The sequence below is a fragment of the Rahnella sp. ChDrAdgB13 genome (genome assembly GCF_017655185.1).
GTDB classification, from domain to species: Bacteria; Pseudomonadota; Gammaproteobacteria; order Enterobacterales; family Enterobacteriaceae; genus Rahnella; species Rahnella contaminans.
On sequence record NZ_JAEMGT010000079.1, the window covers coordinates 54,283 to 72,054 of the forward strand.

At 52.4% G+C, this 17,772-nt stretch carries 17 protein-coding genes; 11 read left to right on the top strand and 6 right to left on the bottom strand.

From position 1 onward, the window contains the following. Positions 1–120 precede the first annotated feature (120 nt). Positions 121–753 carry an aspartate/glutamate racemase family protein gene (locus J8X26_RS19120; RefSeq protein WP_208951626.1) on the bottom strand — a complete coding sequence of 211 codons (633 nt, stop codon included), beginning with the start codon at positions 751–753 and terminating at the stop codon, positions 121–123. A gap of 266 nt (positions 754–1,019) precedes the next feature. On the opposite strand from J8X26_RS19120, the gene J8X26_RS19125 reads away from it, so the two are divergent. The 5 genes from J8X26_RS19125 to J8X26_RS19145 all read left to right on the top strand — a co-directional run bounded on the left by J8X26_RS19125 (position 1,020) and on the right by J8X26_RS19145 (position 6,552). After that, on the top strand, positions 1,020–1,739 hold the full coding sequence (locus J8X26_RS19125; RefSeq protein WP_152325500.1) for a gluconate 2-dehydrogenase subunit 3 family protein: 720 nt from the start codon (positions 1,020–1,022) through the stop codon (positions 1,737–1,739). A gap of 55 nt (positions 1,740–1,794) precedes the next feature. After that, a complete protein-coding gene (locus J8X26_RS19130; protein ID WP_152325501.1) occupies positions 1,795–3,567 on the top strand; it encodes a GMC family oxidoreductase in 1,773 nt (590 codons plus the stop codon). A gap of 2 nt (positions 3,568–3,569) precedes the next feature. Further along, positions 3,570–4,877, top strand: coding sequence for a cytochrome c (locus tag J8X26_RS19135; RefSeq protein WP_208951627.1), 1,308 nt, complete (start codon positions 3,570–3,572; stop codon positions 4,875–4,877). A 228-nt stretch (positions 4,878–5,105) separates the two neighbouring features. Then, a complete protein-coding gene (locus tag J8X26_RS19140; protein ID WP_244370682.1) occupies positions 5,106–5,762 on the top strand; it encodes a hypothetical protein in 657 nt (218 codons plus the stop codon). Positions 5,763–5,961: 199 nt separating this feature from the next. Beyond that, positions 5,962–6,552 (top strand): Yip1 family protein, encoded by a 591-nt coding sequence (locus J8X26_RS19145; protein ID WP_208951628.1) that lies wholly within the window; start codon positions 5,962–5,964, stop codon positions 6,550–6,552. Positions 6,553–6,628: 76 nt separating this feature from the next. Here J8X26_RS19145 and dld read toward each other — a convergent pair whose 3' ends face one another. Continuing rightward, on the bottom strand, positions 6,629–8,320 hold the full coding sequence (gene dld / locus J8X26_RS19150; protein ID WP_208951629.1) for a D-lactate dehydrogenase: 1,692 nt from the start codon (positions 8,318–8,320) through the stop codon (positions 6,629–6,631). 206 nt (positions 8,321–8,526) lie between these two features. Here dld and phnC point away from each other — a divergent pair, with 206 nt between their 5' ends. From phnC to phnE (J8X26_RS19170), 4 genes are all read left to right on the top strand, one after another. Next, positions 8,527–9,360, top strand: a complete 834-nt coding sequence (gene phnC / locus J8X26_RS19155; protein ID WP_165059528.1) for a phosphonate ABC transporter ATP-binding protein — start codon at positions 8,527–8,529, stop codon at positions 9,358–9,360. 114 nt (positions 9,361–9,474) lie between these two features. Then, positions 9,475–10,407 carry a phosphonate ABC transporter substrate-binding protein gene (gene phnD / locus J8X26_RS19160; RefSeq protein WP_015698041.1) on the top strand — a complete coding sequence of 311 codons (933 nt, stop codon included), beginning with the start codon at positions 9,475–9,477 and terminating at the stop codon, positions 10,405–10,407. Positions 10,408–10,474: 67 nt separating this feature from the next. Further along, positions 10,475–11,338 (top strand): phosphonate ABC transporter, permease protein PhnE, encoded by an 864-nt coding sequence (gene phnE / locus J8X26_RS19165; RefSeq protein ID WP_152325506.1) that lies wholly within the window; start codon positions 10,475–10,477, stop codon positions 11,336–11,338. Further along, positions 11,338–12,261 (top strand): phosphonate ABC transporter, permease protein PhnE, encoded by a 924-nt coding sequence (gene phnE / locus J8X26_RS19170; RefSeq protein ID WP_208951630.1) that lies wholly within the window; start codon positions 11,338–11,340, stop codon positions 12,259–12,261. Before phnE (J8X26_RS19165) ends, phnE (J8X26_RS19170) begins: the two co-directional genes overlap by 1 nt. A gap of 76 nt (positions 12,262–12,337) precedes the next feature. On the opposite strand, the gene J8X26_RS19175 is transcribed toward phnE (J8X26_RS19170), so the two are convergent. Continuing rightward, positions 12,338–13,459 (bottom strand): cupin domain-containing protein, encoded by a 1,122-nt coding sequence (locus J8X26_RS19175; protein ID WP_208951631.1) that lies wholly within the window; start codon positions 13,457–13,459, stop codon positions 12,338–12,340. A 157-nt stretch (positions 13,460–13,616) separates the two neighbouring features. Continuing rightward, on the bottom strand, positions 13,617–14,996 hold the full coding sequence (locus J8X26_RS19180; RefSeq protein ID WP_208951632.1) for an NAD-dependent succinate-semialdehyde dehydrogenase: 1,380 nt from the start codon (positions 14,994–14,996) through the stop codon (positions 13,617–13,619). Between the two features lie 360 nt (positions 14,997–15,356). On the opposite strand from J8X26_RS19180, the gene J8X26_RS19185 reads away from it, so the two are divergent. Both J8X26_RS19185 and ddlA read left to right on the top strand, forming a co-directional pair. Next, positions 15,357–15,686, top strand: coding sequence for a DHCW motif cupin fold protein (locus J8X26_RS19185; protein WP_165059534.1), 330 nt, complete (start codon positions 15,357–15,359; stop codon positions 15,684–15,686). Positions 15,687–15,738: 52 nt separating this feature from the next. Further along, complete coding sequence (gene ddlA, locus J8X26_RS19190) at positions 15,739–16,836, top strand: D-alanine--D-alanine ligase (RefSeq protein WP_208951633.1); 1,098 nt, start codon at positions 15,739–15,741, stop codon at positions 16,834–16,836. A gap of 131 nt (positions 16,837–16,967) precedes the next feature. Here the strand turns inward: ddlA and J8X26_RS19195 are convergent, their stop codons facing one another. Together J8X26_RS19195 and J8X26_RS19200 are read right to left on the bottom strand one after the other, a co-directional pair. Then, on the bottom strand, positions 16,968–17,225 hold the full coding sequence (locus J8X26_RS19195; protein ID WP_152325512.1) for a DUF1471 domain-containing protein: 258 nt from the start codon (positions 17,223–17,225) through the stop codon (positions 16,968–16,970). A gap of 150 nt (positions 17,226–17,375) precedes the next feature. Then, a complete protein-coding gene (locus J8X26_RS19200; RefSeq protein WP_013576350.1) occupies positions 17,376–17,633 on the bottom strand; it encodes a YdgH/BhsA/McbA-like domain containing protein in 258 nt (85 codons plus the stop codon). Between the last annotated feature and the right edge of the window lie 139 nt (positions 17,634–17,772).

A 17,772-nucleotide genomic window follows, 5' to 3' on the forward strand; every position in this document is an offset into this window, starting at 1 on the left:
AATAATTTTCATGTTTTCTCCTTATCACACCCTTTTGTCGTCATCAGCTAAGTTGGCTAAGCCAATGATTATTCCACTTTCAGTATAGCCAATCCTGCCATTTGCGCTTTTCCGCCAGTCTTAAACCGCGACGACCGCTCTCAGGCCGCATTCCGGGCTGGTGAGCGGTTTGCCCCTTTGCGTGAACTGCGCCGCGCCGGTCATCGATGCCTGAGCCAGCACCACTGCGGCTGCGCCAGCTATATAGGCTGCGTCGGCCGCTGCGGCGACAGTCTGCAAATATCCCGCCAGATCTCCCTGCTTAAACTTGTCCCAGGCTCCGGCTACCAGACGCATTTCCAGCGCGGCCTCGGGGTGTTTTTCTGTCTGCTCAAACAGCTTCCTGGTCGGGCCGAGCGTGGTTTCCACCGCACATAACACCACCACTTTTCCGGCGGTTTTCATCGCGGCTTCGGCCAGCGCCTGATCAACGCGCAAAACCGGCACCTGCGTACTTTCAGCGGCGGCCGCAGCGGCTGCGCCCAGCGTTGAGCAGGTGAGTAAAACGCGATCGCTGTCCTGACTCAGCGCGAGCAATACCTGTGCGGTTTCTTCAAGAATTTCCGGCGTCAGCCCGCCAGCGTGTTCTGCGGCCGACAGTAAATCCGGGCGTGAAATATGGCGGAATGTATGGTTATTCAGTCCCAGCTCCTGAGCTGCATTTTCAAAAACCGCGATGTTGCTGTCTGCCGTGTGTAAACAAGTGATGCGCATGGACGTCTCCGGAAAGTGTGATGACGCTACGTTAGCGAGTTTCTATCTTCCCGTGGAGGCTTTTTTGCCTGTAAAAATTTGTTAATTAGTGTACTAACTCAATGCAGAATAATTAACTCATTGATTTTAAATATATAAAATATGTACCTTTTGGTTCGAAATATCTTACTTTCATCTAACATCTTCGTATAATCTCCGTCACAAATATAAACCCATATCTGATGTGGGTAAGTCCCCTTTCAATGTGCGTAAACAGGAGAATTATCGTGAAACGCAGACACTTTCTGACCTCGATGGCGGTGCTGTTATTCAGTACCGCCTTAAAGGTTAAAGCCAAAATTTTCTCCGGCGGCATGCCGTGGATTATCCATTCGGTTCGTCCGCCAAAACCGGTGGTTGCCGGGGAATGGACGTTCTTCACCGCTGATGAAGTCAGCCTGATTGAAACGCTGGCTGACCGGATTATTCCGGCTGATGAGCTGAGCATTGGCGGGAAAGAGGCGGGCTGTGCGGTATTTCTTGACCGTCAGCTGAGCGGCGATTATGGCAACGCGGTCACGACTTACCGCCTCGGGCCGGTGATTCAGGACGGTTTACCGCAGGCCGGGCCGCAATACAAAGATACCCCTGCCGAACGCTACAGGCTGGGGCTGGCCGCGCTGAACAGCGTGGCGAAAGCGCGTAATGCGGGTAAAAACTTTACCGAACTGACCGGCGAGCAACAGGACGATTTACTGCGCCGCGTGGAATCCGGCGAGATCCCGCTGACCGGCGTCAACGGCCAGCTGTTCTTCAATATGCTGGTGCAGAACATGCGCGAAGGCTTCTTCTCCGACCCGCTTTATGGCGGCAATAAAGACATGGCCGGCTGGAAAATGATTGGCTTCCCGGGCGCGCGGTATGACTTCCGCGATGTCATCGACCGCCGTGGTGAAGATCTGCATATCGAGCCCGTCAGCATGCTGACCCAATACGAAAAATCATAAAAACCGGCAACGCACGGGCTTTGATTATTGAGATATTTTCAGGAGTACATGTCGTATGAGCAATAAAAGAGAGAAGGTCGACGCAGTGATTGTCGGCCTCGGCTGGGCGGGTTCGCTGATGGCCAATGAACTGACGCTGGCTGGCCTGAATGTGGTCGCCATTGAACGTGGTTCATGGCGCGATACCAGCAATGATTTCCCGACCACCATTGATACCGACGAACTGCGCTTCGTTAGCCGTCGCGCGATTATGCAGCCCACGGCGGTAGAAACCCTGACCTTCCGTAATAACCCGATCCAGCAGGCGCTGCCGCTGCGTGAGTTTAATACTTACCAGTTCGGGATGAACGTCGGCGGGGCGGGCACGCACTGGAACGGCATGACCTGGCGCTTCCTGCCGTATGATTTCCAGAGCTACAGCCAGACGGTTGAACGCTACGGTAAAAACAAATTCCTGGAAGGAATGCAGGTTCAGGATTGGGGCGTGACATTTGACGACGTCGAACCGTTCTACGATAAATTTGAACGTTACGCCGGGACATCCGGGAAAGCCGGTAACATCAAAGGCGAAAAAATTGAAGGCGGCAACGTCTTCGAAGGCCCGCGCAGCCGGGATTATCCGCTGCCGCCGCTCAAGCGCACCCAGCTGTCGATGATTTTCGACAAAGCCACGCGCGAGATGGGCTATCACCCGTTTGCGGTCCCTGCGGGCAACACGTCCGGTGCGTACACCAACCCGCTGGGCGTCAACATGGCGCCGTGCACATACTGTGGTTACTGCGAATTCTTCGGCTGCGGCAACTGGTCGAAGAGTAGCCCGAATGCCTGCATCTTGCCTGCGGTGATGCAGCGCCCTAATTTTACGGTGATCACCGAATCCGAAGTCTTGCGCGTCAACAAAGCACCGGACGGCAAAACTGCCACCGGCGTGACCTTCATTGGCAGCGACGGCGTGGTGTGGGAGCAACCGGCGGATATCGTGGTGATTTCTGCCTACCAGATGGATAACGTCCGCCTGATGCTCCTTTCCGGCATCGGCCAGCCTTACGACCATAAAACCGGTGAAGGCGTGGTCGGGCGTAACTATGCGTACCAGACTATTTCCGGCGCAGGTTTCTTCTTCGAAGACGAAATGATGAATCCGTTCATCGGCGCAGGTGCGCTTTCACAGGCCATTGATGATTTCAACGGCGATAACTTCGATCACACCGGCCATGACTTTATCGGCGGCGGCGTTGCGCTGGTGCATTCCACTAACGGACGCCCGATCGGCTATTCCAACAACGTACCGCCGGGCACACCGCGCTGGGGCGCAGACTGGAAAAAAGCCGTCAAACACAGCTACCAGAACTACAACAATATTTATTGTATGGGCAACAGCTATCCGCACCGCGACGTGTTCCTCGATCTTGATCCGGAATACAAAGACCGCCACGGTCAGCCGCTGCTGCGCGTGACGTTCGACTGGATCGAAAACGACAAACGCTCAGCGAAATTCATGGCTGACCGCTCGGTTGAAATCGCGCATGCGATGGGGGCAAAAACCGTTGTGCGTCAGGAACCGACGGCTAAACCGTTCTCGCCAATGGATAACCTTTCTTCCCACACCACGGGCGGCGCCTGCATGGGCGACAACCCGAAAACCAGTGCGGTGAACCGCTATCTGCAAAGCTGGGATGTACATAACGTCTTTGTGTGTGGCGCATCGGCGTTTGCCAATAACGGCGGTTATAACCCCACCGGCACGGTGGGCGCGCTGACTTTATGGGCGGCAGAAGCGATTAAAACCCAATATCTGAAATCCCCTGGTCCGCTGGTGAGGGTTTAAGCATGAGAATGAAAAAAACGTTAGCAGTGATTGCCGGTGTGGTCGTCATCGGCGGGCTGGGGTTTGTCGGTGTAAAAATGGGATACAACGCCAGCCAGTCCGGCGAATTTCAGGCACCCGCAGCGGCGGCGATGACCGGTAAAACGGCCATCGAACGCGGTAAATATCTGGCGCTGGCGGGGGATTGTGTGGCCTGTCATACCGCGCCGGGCGGTGGCAAGCCGTTTGCCGGAGGCTATGGTCTGAACACGCCGTTTGGCACGATTTACGCCACCAATATCACGCCTGATAAAGAAACCGGTATCGGCGGCTGGACCGATCAGCAGTTCATTAATGCGGTGCGTAACGGCAAAGGGATCAACGGGGAAAACCTCTATCCGGCGATGCCATATAACGTCTATGCCAAGGTCAGCGATCAGGATCTGAAAGACATCAAAGCGTACCTCAATACCGTGCCAGCCGTGCATTACGATGGCCCGAAAACCGATCTGCCGTTCCCGTATAACATCCGCCTGATGATGTTTGGCTGGAACCTGTTGTTCCTGGATACCGCCCCGTTTAAGGCCGACCCGGCACAGTCAGCAGAATGGAACCGCGGCGCGTATCTGGTGGAAGGGCTGGGGCACTGCACATCGTGTCATACGGCGAAAAATCCGCTGGGGGGCGATAACTTTGGGGTGCATTTGCAGGGCGGAGAACTTCAGGGCTGGTTTGCGCCGGAAATCACCGGGAATGTCCGTCAGGGGCTTGGCGACTGGAGCAACGATGAAATTGTTCAGTACCTGAAAACTGGCGCGAACGCCCGTACCGTGGCCTCCGGCCCGATGGCGGAAGCGGTGACAAATTCGCTGCAACACCTGTCGGACTCCGATCTTCATGCCATTGCGGTTTACCTGAAAAGCTTACCGGGCAGCAAAGAGGTGTCTGCGCCGCTGGCAGCAAATTCAGCCATGGCAAATGGCAAAGCGCTGTATGCCGATAACTGTGCGGCCTGCCATCAGAATTCCGGTGAAGGTGTGCGCAATATGGTGCCCGCGCTGAAAGGCAACAACGGCGTTCAGGCCAGCCAGCCGACGAATATTCTGCATGTGCTGATGAACGGTGCGCAGGGTGCCGCGACGCTCAGCAATCCGACCAGCGCGGATATGCCGGAGTTTGGCTGGAAAATGACGGATCAGCAAATGGCCGATGTCAGTACTTACATCCGCAACGCGTGGGGAAATCAGGCGCCAGCGGTCAGTAAAGACGATGTGGCGAAGGCTAGAAAAACGCAGGACGGCGCGGCGGCATTGCATAACCCTGCACCGTAAAAAAACCTGAGCGTATTATCAGGAGTCCCTGTAACGGAGCCGCGTAAGCGGCTCTTTTATTTGGTATTTATTCATTTTATCAATGCAATTCCCTAAGGCATAGATTCATCAATAATCACGCCCTGAACGAGAAAAAAATTGATTTGAGGTGTTTATTTATACAGTGCAGACTGCCCGCAGATTAAGGATGCCTGAACAAGGATTAGCTCAATCGAGGGACAACACATCATGTTTCTGCTCAGGATGCCAGATTGCTGGCCAGCCAACCCGATGCTCTATCTTCCCGGTGCCCTGACGGTGCCGGAAGACTTTAAGGGAGAATGGATTATGGAAGCGTTAATGCAAAGCCAGATTAACAGTATCGAAAAGCAGGGAATCAAAACCGGTGAGGAAATCGCAGGCCTCAATTTGCGGGTGGTAAAGGTTGAACAGCACGTTGTTCAGCTTACAAGGGTCGTTACGGACACCAATCTCCGTGTGGGAAAACTCGAACACCTGATGGTCACGCTCACCGATGCTGTGACAGATATCGGTGTTCGCGTGGGGAAAACGGAGGAAAGTATTGTTCGCATCGATAAACATCTGGTCAGTATCAACGAGCATCTGGTGCGAATTGACGATCATTTTGTTCTCATTGATAAGAAATTTGACCTGGTAGATGAACGCTTTGAGAAAGTCGACCAGCGCTTTGACAAAATGGATCTGCGTTTCGATAAAATGGATGCCCGATTTGATTCCATGGAGTCGCAGCTGGCGGTTATTCAGTCGAATTACGTGACCAAGGATATTTTCCACATCTATATTACAAAACAGACCCATCGGATCATGGGCATGATGGTAGCACTGGCTGGTGTGGTGTTTACCGCTGCCAGCTATATCCACTGACCTTCAGGGAAATTCCTTTCTCCGGCGTCAACATCCTCTGCGACAGGGGGGGTGTGCCGCCAGCAAACCGCTTAATAACGGCTATAATATAAACAGGCTGCCACCTTCTTGTTGCCCTTGTGACCTTTATCAAACGGGCATTCCCGAAGGTTTATCATCGTACGCCGCTGGCGGCTTTCGGCGCACAAGGGGGTGTTTCATGGGTAATCATGTCTGGGGACTGTTATCTCATCCGGGTCCCGAATTGCAGCAAATCCAGCGTGAACGGGAAACCGTTTCACATGTTTATTCCCACCATGTTTTTCTGATGGCGCTGATTCCGGTTGTCTGTTCCTTTATCGGGACAACGCAGCTGGGCTGGAACTTCGGTGACGGCCAGAAGCTGATGGTTTCCATGTTCACCGCGTCCTACATCGCTGTAATCTTCTATGTTCTGATGCTCGCCGCTGTTGCTTTGATGGGGCGAATTATCTACTGGATGGCGCGTCGTTATGACAGCCGCCCGACACTCAACAGTTGTATTGTGTTTGCCGGTTACGTTGCCACGCCGATGTTCCTCAGCGGGATCGTTGCGCTTTATCCGATGGTCTGGTTATGCCTGTTTGTCGGGCTGATTGGCCTTTGCTACAGCGGATATCTGCTGTACCTCGGTATTCCAAACTTCCTCAACATTGACCACCGCGAGGGGTTCCTGTTCTCCAGTTTGACGCTGGCGATGGGGGTTCTGGTTCTTGAGTTGTTACTCGCACTGACCGTGCTGATGTGGGGTTATGGAACGAAATTGTTCTAACCAATGAGATGAGGTCGGAGTGACGTAGTATCCCTCCCCTGAAAAGGGGAGGGTTGGTCAGAAGCACTTCACCGCGTTATTCCTGCCAGTTTTTCAGCTTACTGGTTTTGCCGATCCCCGGGTTAAAACTGTTGGTCGGGTCAGCCTGCCGGTAAAATTCCTTCAGATGCGGTTTTGCAATATACAGATGTCCGACATTGTGTTCCGCCGGATATTCGGCACCTTTGGCATCCAGCAACTCGAGCATGCGGTGTTTCAGCGCCTTACTGTTCGCCCCTTTTTTGACAATGTAATCCTGATGGAAAACGTGGCACATAAAATGGCCGTAATAGAGTTTTGCCACCAGCTGGTTATCAATATCCTCCGGCAACGTTTCAAACCAGTCGCGATCGTTGCGGCGCAGTGCGATATCCAGCGCCAGAATGTCTTCCACTTCTTTCTCATGCACAGCGTGATAACGAACGGCGGCACCCGCCGCAGCGAAGCGGTGCAGAAACGCCTTTTTGCCTTCGTCGGCGGAACAGATAAAGAAATCACCCTGATTTTCGCTGAAGAAACGGGTCAGAAACGTTCTGGCTTCATCAATTCCGGGGCCGGACATTTTCAGCAATAAGTGATGCTCAAACCGGTCACGATATTGCTTCATGCGGGGCGGTAAATGATTCGGCAGCGCTTTACTCAGGCACTGCATTACGCGATCGCTGAAATGTTTCGGCAGGAAAGGCACCTTGCTGGCGTGTGCGTCAAACTTCCCTTTGGCGGTAAACATATCCGGCATTTTGTCTGTGCCGAGCTTGTCGATCATCAGGAACGTATCTTTACCGTACACTTCGGTGATATCGAAAATATCCCGGTGCATGTATTCGCCAGCCACCGGAAGATTCGCAAAATCTCTCAGGATCTGACGACGTAACTCAGTGAGAACCGCTGTGTCATTAGTGCCGATATAGAAAACCTGCTGCTGGGTTTCGGCCGGGAAAGTATCGAGACGGACGGCGAAAACCGCCAGCTTCCCGGCACAGCCCGAGGCTTCAAACAAACGGCGCTCATCGGCGTTAAAGCGTGATGGCGTATCGGCATCCACTTCGCGGACACGCGCCGCGTAATCATGGTCCGAAGCCAGCCGCTGATCGTGCAGAATATCAGCTTCGAGATAATCGCCTTTTTCCAGCCGTGTCAGAATCTCTTCCGGCGTCTCACCCAGATTGATCCCCAGATGGTTTATCAGCCGGAGTTCTCCCTGCGCATCAATCTGCGCATACAACGCCATTTCCGTATAAGCCGGACCACGTTTCACCAGTGAACCGCCGGAGTTGTTGCATATCCCGCCGATGACGGAGGCACCAATGCAGGATGAACCGATGACCGAATGCGGCTCGCGGTTATACGGCTTGAGAATTTTTTCGAGCTTATACAACGTGCTGCCGGGGAAACCGATCACCTGATGGCCGCCGTCGAGCAGCTGGATCTGATCGAGTTTCAGGGTGCTGAAAATGACGATGTCGCGGTCATAATCGTCGCCGCTCGGCGTCGAACCTTCGGTCAGCCCCGTATTGGCGGCCTGCATGATGACAATTTTGTCGGCCGCGATGCAGGCTTTAAGCAGTTGCCATTGTTGAAGCAATGTCTGCGGGAATACCACCGCCAGCGCCTTGCCGCCGCCGGAGCGAAACCCCTTGCGGTAGCGCTCGGTATTGCTGTCGCCGGTCAGGACATGGCGGCTTCCGGCGATTTCTTTCAGCGTGGTGATGAGTGACTGATTATCCATTTCATCTTCCTTTTTTTGACGTAGGTTCTGCAATCATAGACTTAAATGCCACATAACAGGCTACAGATCATTCAGGATAATTACCGAGGGATTTCTCTTAAGTTGCTACATTTTTGTCATATGCTGTCCACTAAATCGTCATTGATGTGTCACAAAACTCGCGCTTAATGAACGCCAGATAACGAAAGCAACCGAGAGACAGCATCATGGCGCAAGCTCAACTTAAGCTGGCACAGGCTGAATATCCTCAGGCCGGGCAGCAACATCTGAACAAAGTGCTGGACGTGAAAGGCCTGGTGAAATCCTATAAATCAGGTCAGCGTGTTCTTAATGACATCAATTTCGATCTTCACGCCGGTGAATTTGTTGCGGTCATTGGCCGTTCCGGTGCGGGGAAATCGACTCTGCTGCACGTGCTTAACGGCACGATCCCGTTAACCGACGGCAGTGTGGTGTGTCATTACGAAAACGGTGAGCAGCAGGAACTGGCGGGTCTGACCGGCAAAGCGCTGCGTCGCTGGCGTTCGGGCTGCGGCATGATTTTTCAGGATTTCTGCCTGGTTCCGCGTCTGGACGTGTTAACCAACGTGTTGCTGGGGCGTCTGAGTCACACCTCCACGTTTAAATCCTTCTTTAATCAGTTCGATGACGAAGACCGCGCCCGCGCGATTTCCCTGCTGGAATGGTTGCACATGTTGCCGCATGCGCTGCAACGTGCTGAAAACCTCTCAGGGGGTCAGATGCAGCGTGTCGCTATTTGTCGCGCCCTGATGCAAAACCCGAAAATTTTACTGGCCGATGAACCGGTTGCCTCGCTGGATCCTAAAAATACCCTGCGTATCATGAACGCCCTGAAAAAGGTCAGCGAAGAGAACATCGCGGTGATGGTTAACCTGCATTCCGTAGAACTGGTAAAAGATTACTGCACCCGCGTGATCGGCATTGCGAAAGGGCAGATTATCTTTGATGGTCATCCGGATCAGTTAACCGACGGGATCTTGCAGCAGTTATATGGCGAAGAACACGACGTTAATTCCTGATGCTCACGCGTTGTAACGAATGTTTTAATAAATAAATTCCGTATTTTATTTCGGAAATAAATTTTAGCCGTACTTATTTTCACTTTCTCTCAATCTACACAAGGTCATCATTAAATGAAGAAGTTATTACGTCTGGCGGTCTTTGTTGCAGGTTCCCTTACCGCAATGCACAGCATGGCAGAAGATGCGCCTAAAGAATTGAACTTAGGTATCCTGGGTGGTCAGAACGCCACTCAGCAAATCGGCGATAATCAGTGTGTAAAAGATTTCTTCGATAAAGAATTAAATGTGGATACCAAACTGCGGAATTCATCCGATTACTCGGGTGTTATTCAGGGATTATTAGGCAAGAAAGTCGACATGGTATTAAGCATGTCGCCTTCTTCTTTCGCGTCTGTGTATATTAATAACCCGAAAGCGGTAGATCTGGTCGGTATCGTAATCGATGACACCGACAAATCCCGCGGTTATCACTCCGTTGTTGTCGTAAAAGCGGACAGCCCGTACCAGAAACTGTCTGACCTGAAAGGCAAATCATTTGGCTTTGCTGATCCGGATTCCACGTCCGGTTACCTCATTCCGAACCAGACTTTCAAGAAAGAGTTTGGCGGTACGACGGATAACAAATACAACAACTTCTTCTCCAGCGTGACCTTCTCCGGCGGCCACGAGCAGGATATCCTCGGCGTGCTGAACGGGCAGTTTGAAGGCGCGGTAACCTGGGCTTCCATGATTGGCGATCGCGAAACCGGCTATACCTCCGGCGCGTTCAACCGCATGATCCGCATGGACCATCCGGATCTGATGAAGAAAATCCGCATTATCTGGGAATCCCCGTTAATTCCTAACGGCCCGATTCTGGTTCGCAGCGATTTGCCACCGGCATTTAAAGCGAAACTGGTTTCAGCCATTAAGAAACTGGATAAAGACGATCACGCCTGCTTCGTGAAGGCCGTTGGCGGTAAACAACATATCGGCGAAACGTCTCTGGCTGAATATCAGCAGATTATTGATATGAAGCGTGAATTGACGAAGGGTGGCCGTTAATACCCTGACTTCCTCCCCTTTCACGGGGGAGGAATAAAAAATCTCCATGTAAACCGGAAATATTATTTTGAATAAAGACTTCAATCGTTACTACCAGAATATACGCGGTAAGCAAAAGCGCGAGGCGCTGATCTGGTCAGGGCTGATGCTGCTGTTATATTTATGGTCTGGCAATGTTTCCGAACTTAATCTGAAAACTATTATTGTTTCAGCTCCCAGCTTTTTTGATTACATCGGTCAGACGGTTCCGGTTCTGCACTGGTCATTATTATTCGCAGACGGACACACCGAAGGTTCTCTGGCTTACTGGGGATACCGTCTCAATATCCAGTTACCGCTGATTTGGGAAACTATTCAGCTGGCATTGTCTTCAACGATTTTGTCTACCGCGCTGGCCGTTGTACTGGCGTTTCTTGCCGCCAGCAATACAGATTCCCCAAAATGGGTGAAATTCAGTATCCGCACGTTTGTGGCTTTCCTGCGAACTATGCCTGAACTGGCCTGGGCCGTGATGTGCGTAATGGCCTTTGGCGTCGGGGCTATTCCGGGCTTTATCGCGCTGACCTTACACACCGTCGGCAGCCTGACAAAATTGTTCTACGAATCTATCGAAACCGCGTCGGACAAACCGGTGCGCGGCCTGAGAGCCTGCGGAGCAGGGCGCTTGCAGCGCATGCGTTTTGCCATGTGGCCACAGGTTAAACCTATCTTTTTGTCCTACAGCTTTATGCGTCTGGAAATTAACTTCCGCCAGTCGACCATCCTCGGCCTGGTGGGCGCGGGCGGGATTGGTCAGGAACTGATGACGTCCATCAAGCTTGACCGCTATGACCAGGTCAGCATGACGTTGCTGCTGATTATTCTGGTGGTTTCCGGGATGGATTATCTGTCGGGTAAATTACGCAAACGCGTGGTGGAGGGCACTTTCTGATGTTAACTGACGCGCTTGAACCTCATGTCATTGCTGGCCTGAAACAGCAGCACGCACATCTGTTTTCCGCGCAGCGTCGTTACCTGCGTTATCTGGCAATTCTGGCTGTCGTGATTGTGTTGTATTACATCTATTTCTTCAGCTATTTCGGTATTCCTTGGAGCGAAGTAGTGCGCGGCACCCGCGAAGTCGGGCGTTATTTCCTGCGCATGTTCGTGTGGCATAACGTTTCCGAATGGCCGTTTATGTACTACTTCTCGCAGATTGCGATCACGCTGGCGATTGTGTTTGCCGGGACGGTCACCGCCTCTTTCCTCGCACTGCCGCTGTCTTTTCTTGCGGCGCGAAATGTGATGTCCACGCCGGTTCTCCGGCCGGTTTCACTGGTGATCCGCCGCATTCTGGACGTACTTCGCGGTCTGGATATGGCGATCTGGGGGCTGATATTTGTCCGCGCTGTTGGCATGGGGCCGCTGGCCGGCGTGCTGGCAATTGTGATGCAGGATTTAGGCTTACTCGGCAAGCTTTACGCTGAAGGCCACGAAGCAGTGGAACGTTCACCCAGCCGCGGCCTGCGTGCGCTGGGCGCATCTCCGCTACAGACGCACCGTTTTGGTATTTTCACGCAGTCTTTCCCGACGTTCCTGGCGCTGTCGCTGTATCAGATTGAGTCCAACACCCGTTCTGCTGCCGTTCTCGGTTTTGTGGGCGCGGGCGGTATCGGTCTGGTTTATGCGGAAAATATGCGGTTGTGGAACTGGGATGTGGTGATGTTTATCACGCTGATTCTGGTGGCTATCGTCATGACGATGGATAAGATTTCAGCGATGCTGCGCGCCAAATATATTCTGGGCGAAGAGATTGATCTGTTTGTGCCGGAAGAGCGGAAAATGAAGCCGCCGGTCGAATTGTATAAGCCCTGATTCGGAGCGGTCTTAAAACTAAAAAGGCGGCATCCACCGGATGCCGCCTTTTGTCATAACCGGGCAGCAAAAAATATTACTCGTCGAAATACCAGTAACCCTGATTCACCAGATCGGTGAACACGGCCATGAACGCCGGATCCTGAACGGCATCGCCCAGCTCTTTTTTACCGATCAGCGTGAAACGGCAAAGTGCATCCGCTGCCTGATATTGCTCGGTTTCCAGCGCTTCACTGTTGACGAAGAAACGGTCGCCGACGTTCAGCACACGCAGACCGCTCAGACGGGTCAGGCTGTCGCCCTGCATCAGCGCATCCACGATTTCGTGCGTTTCATATGGCGGTTCGGCGGGGGCGATGTCCAGCTCATGGCGCGGTGTGGTTGCAAAACGTCCGAACCATTGTCTGAACGCTTCCGGCTGATTGATCAGGTCATGCATCATATTGCGCACGCGATCCAGCTCGTATTCTTCTACTTTGCCCACATGATCGCGCAGCGTTAAATCCGGGTCGCTGTAGTGGTCGCCACCTAAATCATTTTCCAGCGAGTAATCGGCAAAGCTGCTGATAAAGTCGCGGGTATTCGGGCCACGGAAACCGACGGAATAGTTGAGGGCGGTTTCATGGGTGAAGCCGTCGTGCGGGAAGCCCGGCGGAATGTACAGAATGTCGCCCTGCTCGAGATCTTCATCGATGATCGGCGTAAACGGATCGACATGCAGCAACGCCGGATGCGGGCAGAACTGACGCATCGGCAAAGCATCGCCCACGCGCCAGCGACGGCTGCCCATTCCCTGAATGATAAACACATCGTACTGATCGATATGCGGGCCAACGCCACCGCCGGGCACGGAATAGGAGATCATCAGGTCATCCAGGCGCCAGTCTGGCAGCACGCGGAACGGACGAACCAGTTCAGCCGCAGGCAGATGCCAGTGGTTCACCGCCTGTGCCAGCAACGACCAGCCGGTTTCACCCAGCCCGTCGAAATGCTCAAAAGGACCGTTGCTCGCCTGCCATTCACCATTTTTATGGCTCACCAGACGGCTGTCCACTTCAGGTTCCATCGCAAGGCCGGCTAATTCATCGGGAGTGATCGGATCGACAAAGTTTGTAAATGCTTTTTTTAATACAACAGGTTGTTTCTGCCAGTATTTTTCTAAAAATTCCGGCCAGTCCAGATTGAGTTCATACGCCATGTGATTTACCAGTGGGAAGACAAACGGGCCTGATTATAGAGAGGCTGGCGGGTATGCCGCTTTGTCATTAATCAAGGGATCACAAAAGACTGGCGGAGGGAGGGAATTTCCCTCTCCGGGCGGAGAGGGAAGTGTTACGGGGCGGTGCAAACGGGTATTAAGATTTGGCGGCAAGCACCACCAGTTTTTGGTTCACAAACTCTTTGATCCCCAGATCTGACAGCTCGCGGCCAAAACCGGAGCGTTTTACCCCCCCGAATGGCAGCTCGGCGGCGGTATCCGTTGGTGAGTTAACATATACCATTCCGGTTTCGATCTGGCTCGCCAGCTTACGGGCGCGATTGAGATCGGTCGTGAATACCGAACCGCCCAGGCCGTAGTGCGAGTCGTTGGCCAGTTTCACCAGTTCCTCGTCGTTTTTGACGATATAAACCTGCGCAACCGGGCCGAAAAACTCCTCGAAGTAAGCCGGATTATCACGCGTGATGTGTGTGAGGATCGTTGGCTCGAAGAAGTTGCCCGGATTCCCCGTCACTTTCTTACCGCCGAAATGCAGTTTTGCACCGTGCTTCACGGCATCGTCTACCTGCTTGCTCAGCGTTTTCACCGCATCGGCTGAAGACAATGGCCCCAGCGTGGTCGATTTATCCAGCGGATCGCCGATTTTCAGTGCCTTGAAGTGTTCAGTGAATTTTTTCAGGAATTCATCGGCCACTTTTTCATGAATGATAAAGCGCTTGGCGGCAGTACAAACCTGCCCGGCGTTGGAAACACGCGCCTGAGCACCGGCTTTGGCGGCGTGATCAATATCGGCATCATCCAGTACCGCGAAGACGTCATTCCCGCCCAGTTCGAGCGTGGATTTTTTCAGTTTTCCGGCTGCGCGCGCCGCCACAATCGCCCCGGCTTTTTCCGAACCGGTCAGTGCGACGCCCTGAACGCGATCGTCATCAATGATCGATGCGACCTGATCCTGAGAAATAAACAGATTGGTATAGGCACCTTTTGGCGCACCGGCTTCAGAAACCAGCTTCTCAAAGGTTTCTGCGCAATGCGGCACGATGCTGGCGTGTTTTACCAGCACGCTGTTACCGGACGCGAGATTCGGCGCAAGCACACGCATCAGCTGGTAGAACGGGAAATTCCACGGCTCGACCGCCATGATTACGCCAATCGGATGATGCTCGACCCAGGCTTCGCCGAGGTCAGATTTATACGGCACAGGTTTGAGAAATTCCTCGGCGTTTTCCGCATAGAATTTCGCAATATCGGCGCAAATCTGCACTTCGCCACGGCTCTGACCAATGAGTTTGCCCATCTCTACACTGACCACTTCTGCCAGTTCATCGACACGGGAAGCCATCAGCTCGGACAATTTATGCAGCACTTTGATCCGCTGTTTGATATCTCCCTGTGCCCAGTCGGATTTATAAAGGGTATGCGCGGTGGACAAGGCTTGTTCAACCTGCTTGTCGTTGTGCGTCTGATATTCTTTGATGAGCTTGTTATTAAAAGGATTTATCGTCTGATATGGCATCTGTTGCTCCTTGTTTTGTGGCGCGCCGGATAATGTCATCAGCGCGTTGGAATTGAGGTGCGTTCGATTTACTGCCTTTGGCCTGCTTCTTAACGCTTGTTTCATCTCACTGCCAATAAGCATAGTCGATAAAACGTGAACTCTGTCTCACAGACATCTCATGCAACACATGAGGTTCGGGCTTTTTAGCGGCTTGCGCGCAGGCCTTGCCATCCGCGGGCTACCGCCTGTCTCTAAGAACAATCGCCTTTACTTAACTTTGCGGCGAAAGGGCTTTCGAATTGTTTTCAGCAAGCGATTGATAAATTTACCGCTCACTTTTATGCTGGCTTTCCTTCCTTTTCCGACATTGAGAAACTCATGAAGCTTGATGCGATCCCTTTTTGCACGACTGACTGGAGCGACGTAACGCCGACACAACATCCGGGCGACACTGGTATGGCGCTGTGGCGTACGCAAAAATTTGGCGATATCCGCGTGCGGGTCGTCGAATATTCCGCAGGATACGAGGCCGATCACTGGTGCAGTAAAGGGCATGTGCTGTTTTGCCTGGAAGGGGAATTGCACACGCGCCTGGAAGATGGCCGCACCTTTACCCTCTCACCGGGCATGAGTTATCAGGTGGCGGATAACGCGGAAGCGCACCGTTCCTCAACCCCCGTCGGGGCTAAATTGTTTGTCGTTGATTAGTCGTACACAGAAAAATCGCCGCCAGCGTGAGGCTGGCGACAAGGAGCAGCAGGTGAGTAAATTACGGGTAGGCATCATTTTTGGCGGCAAATCGGCAGAGCACGAAGTGTCATTACAATCAGCAAAAAATATTGTGGATGCCATTGATAAAGAACGCTTTGACGTGACTTTGCTGGGCATCGATAAGAAAGGCGAGTGGCATATTAATGACGCCAGTAACTACCTGATTAATGCTGAAAATCCGTCACTGATTGCCCTCAACCGCTCGAATAATCAGGTCGCGCTCATTCCGGGGCAAACTGAAAATCAGCTGATTGAAACGCACAGTGCCAGCGCATTGTCGCAGGTGGACGTCATCTTCCCGATTGTTCACGGAACGCTGGGCGAAGATGGTTCATTGCAGGGACTGCTGCGCATGGCAAACATTGCGTTCGCCGGTTCCGGCGTGTTGGGGTCGGCTGTAAGCATGGATAAAGATGTGACCAAGCGTCTGCTGCGGGATGCCGGTTTGTCCGTCGCACCCTTTGTCACCCTGACCCGTGCGAATCGCCAGAAATATACGTTTGCTGAAGTCTCTAAGCAGCTCGGCTTACCGCTGTTTATTAAGCCTGCCAATCAGGGTTCTTCCGTCGGCGTCAGCAAAGTGAGCAACGAAACAGGTTTCATTACTGCATTGGAAAAAGCATTCAGTTTCGATCATAAAGTGCTGGTCGAATCCGCGATTAAAGGCCGTGAAATCGAATGCGCGGTACTTGGCAACGATTACCCGCAGGCCAGCGTATGCGGCGAAGTCATCCTGCACGACGAGTTTTATTCCTACGACACCAAGTACATTAATGAAGCCGGCGCATCGATTGCCGTTCCCGCCGATTTGCCGCAGGAGACGCATGACCGCATTCGTGCCATCGCATTGCAGGCATTTCAGGTGCTGGAATGCCGGGGCATGGCGCGCGTCGATGTGTTCCTGACCGAACAGGGTGACGTCGTTATCAACGAAATTAATACGTTGCCGGGCTTTACCAACATCAGCATGTACCCGAAACTGTGGGCGGCCAGCGGTTTAAACTACAGTGATCTAATCACGCGTCTGATCGAACTGGCGCTGGAGCAACACGAGCAGGATAACCAGCTCAAAAGCTCAGCGAACTGATTTCTAAGAGGTGCTGCAAAAGAAAAGCAGGGAGAAATCCCTGTGTGGCGGGATCAATTTAAAGGTCTCCTCAAATCGCAGACACGAAAAAGGCGGCAAACGCCGCCTCTTCTGCTTACTGCTGAGGACTCTTATTTGTACAGTTCAGCTGTACCGTACAGGTGGTTGTCACCAGACGCACCGATGATACGGTAAGAACTTGCACCGGCTTCGCTGGCTTTAGCATTCAGTTTGTCCTGCAGGCTGCTCAGGCTGTTACCTGAAGTTGCGCTGACGACACCAATCGCCTGCTGACCAGCCGGAGCGGACTGAACTTCAGTCGCTGCCAGGGTAGAGAATGATGCGGTTGCCAGTGCGATGGCGGCGAGAGTCATAGTAATGTTTTTCATGATGGTTTCCTCAATTCGTTTATTGCGCTTTGCCAGGCGTTGTCATCAACGTTCATTTAATGTGCAAAGCTGTCTTCTGTCCGATACAACATCTAGCTTATTAATCGTTAACTAAATGCTGCTTTACCCTTATCAAATCGTACTCCGTGCTTATTTATACAGCTCAGCAGTACCGTACAGGTGGTTTTCACCAGAAGCACCGATGATGCGATATGAACTTGCACCGGCTTCATTCGCTTTAGCGTTCAGCTTGTTTTGCAGGCTTGACAAATCATTGCTTGAAGAAGCACTTACCACACCGATTGCCTGTTGGCCTTCTGGTGCAGACTGAACTTCAGTCGCAGCCAGAGTTGAGAATGAAGCGGTAGCGAGGGCGATTGCAGCTAATGTCATAGTGATGTTTTTCATGATTTCTTCCTGTTTTAATCTGTTTATCAGCAGGTGGTTTAGGTCAGACGTTATTTGTTAACGTTCGATAATTAAATATTAGACCTGGATCACATTCTGTGCAACTAAATTATTTATTAATCGTTAACTAATTGTGCGG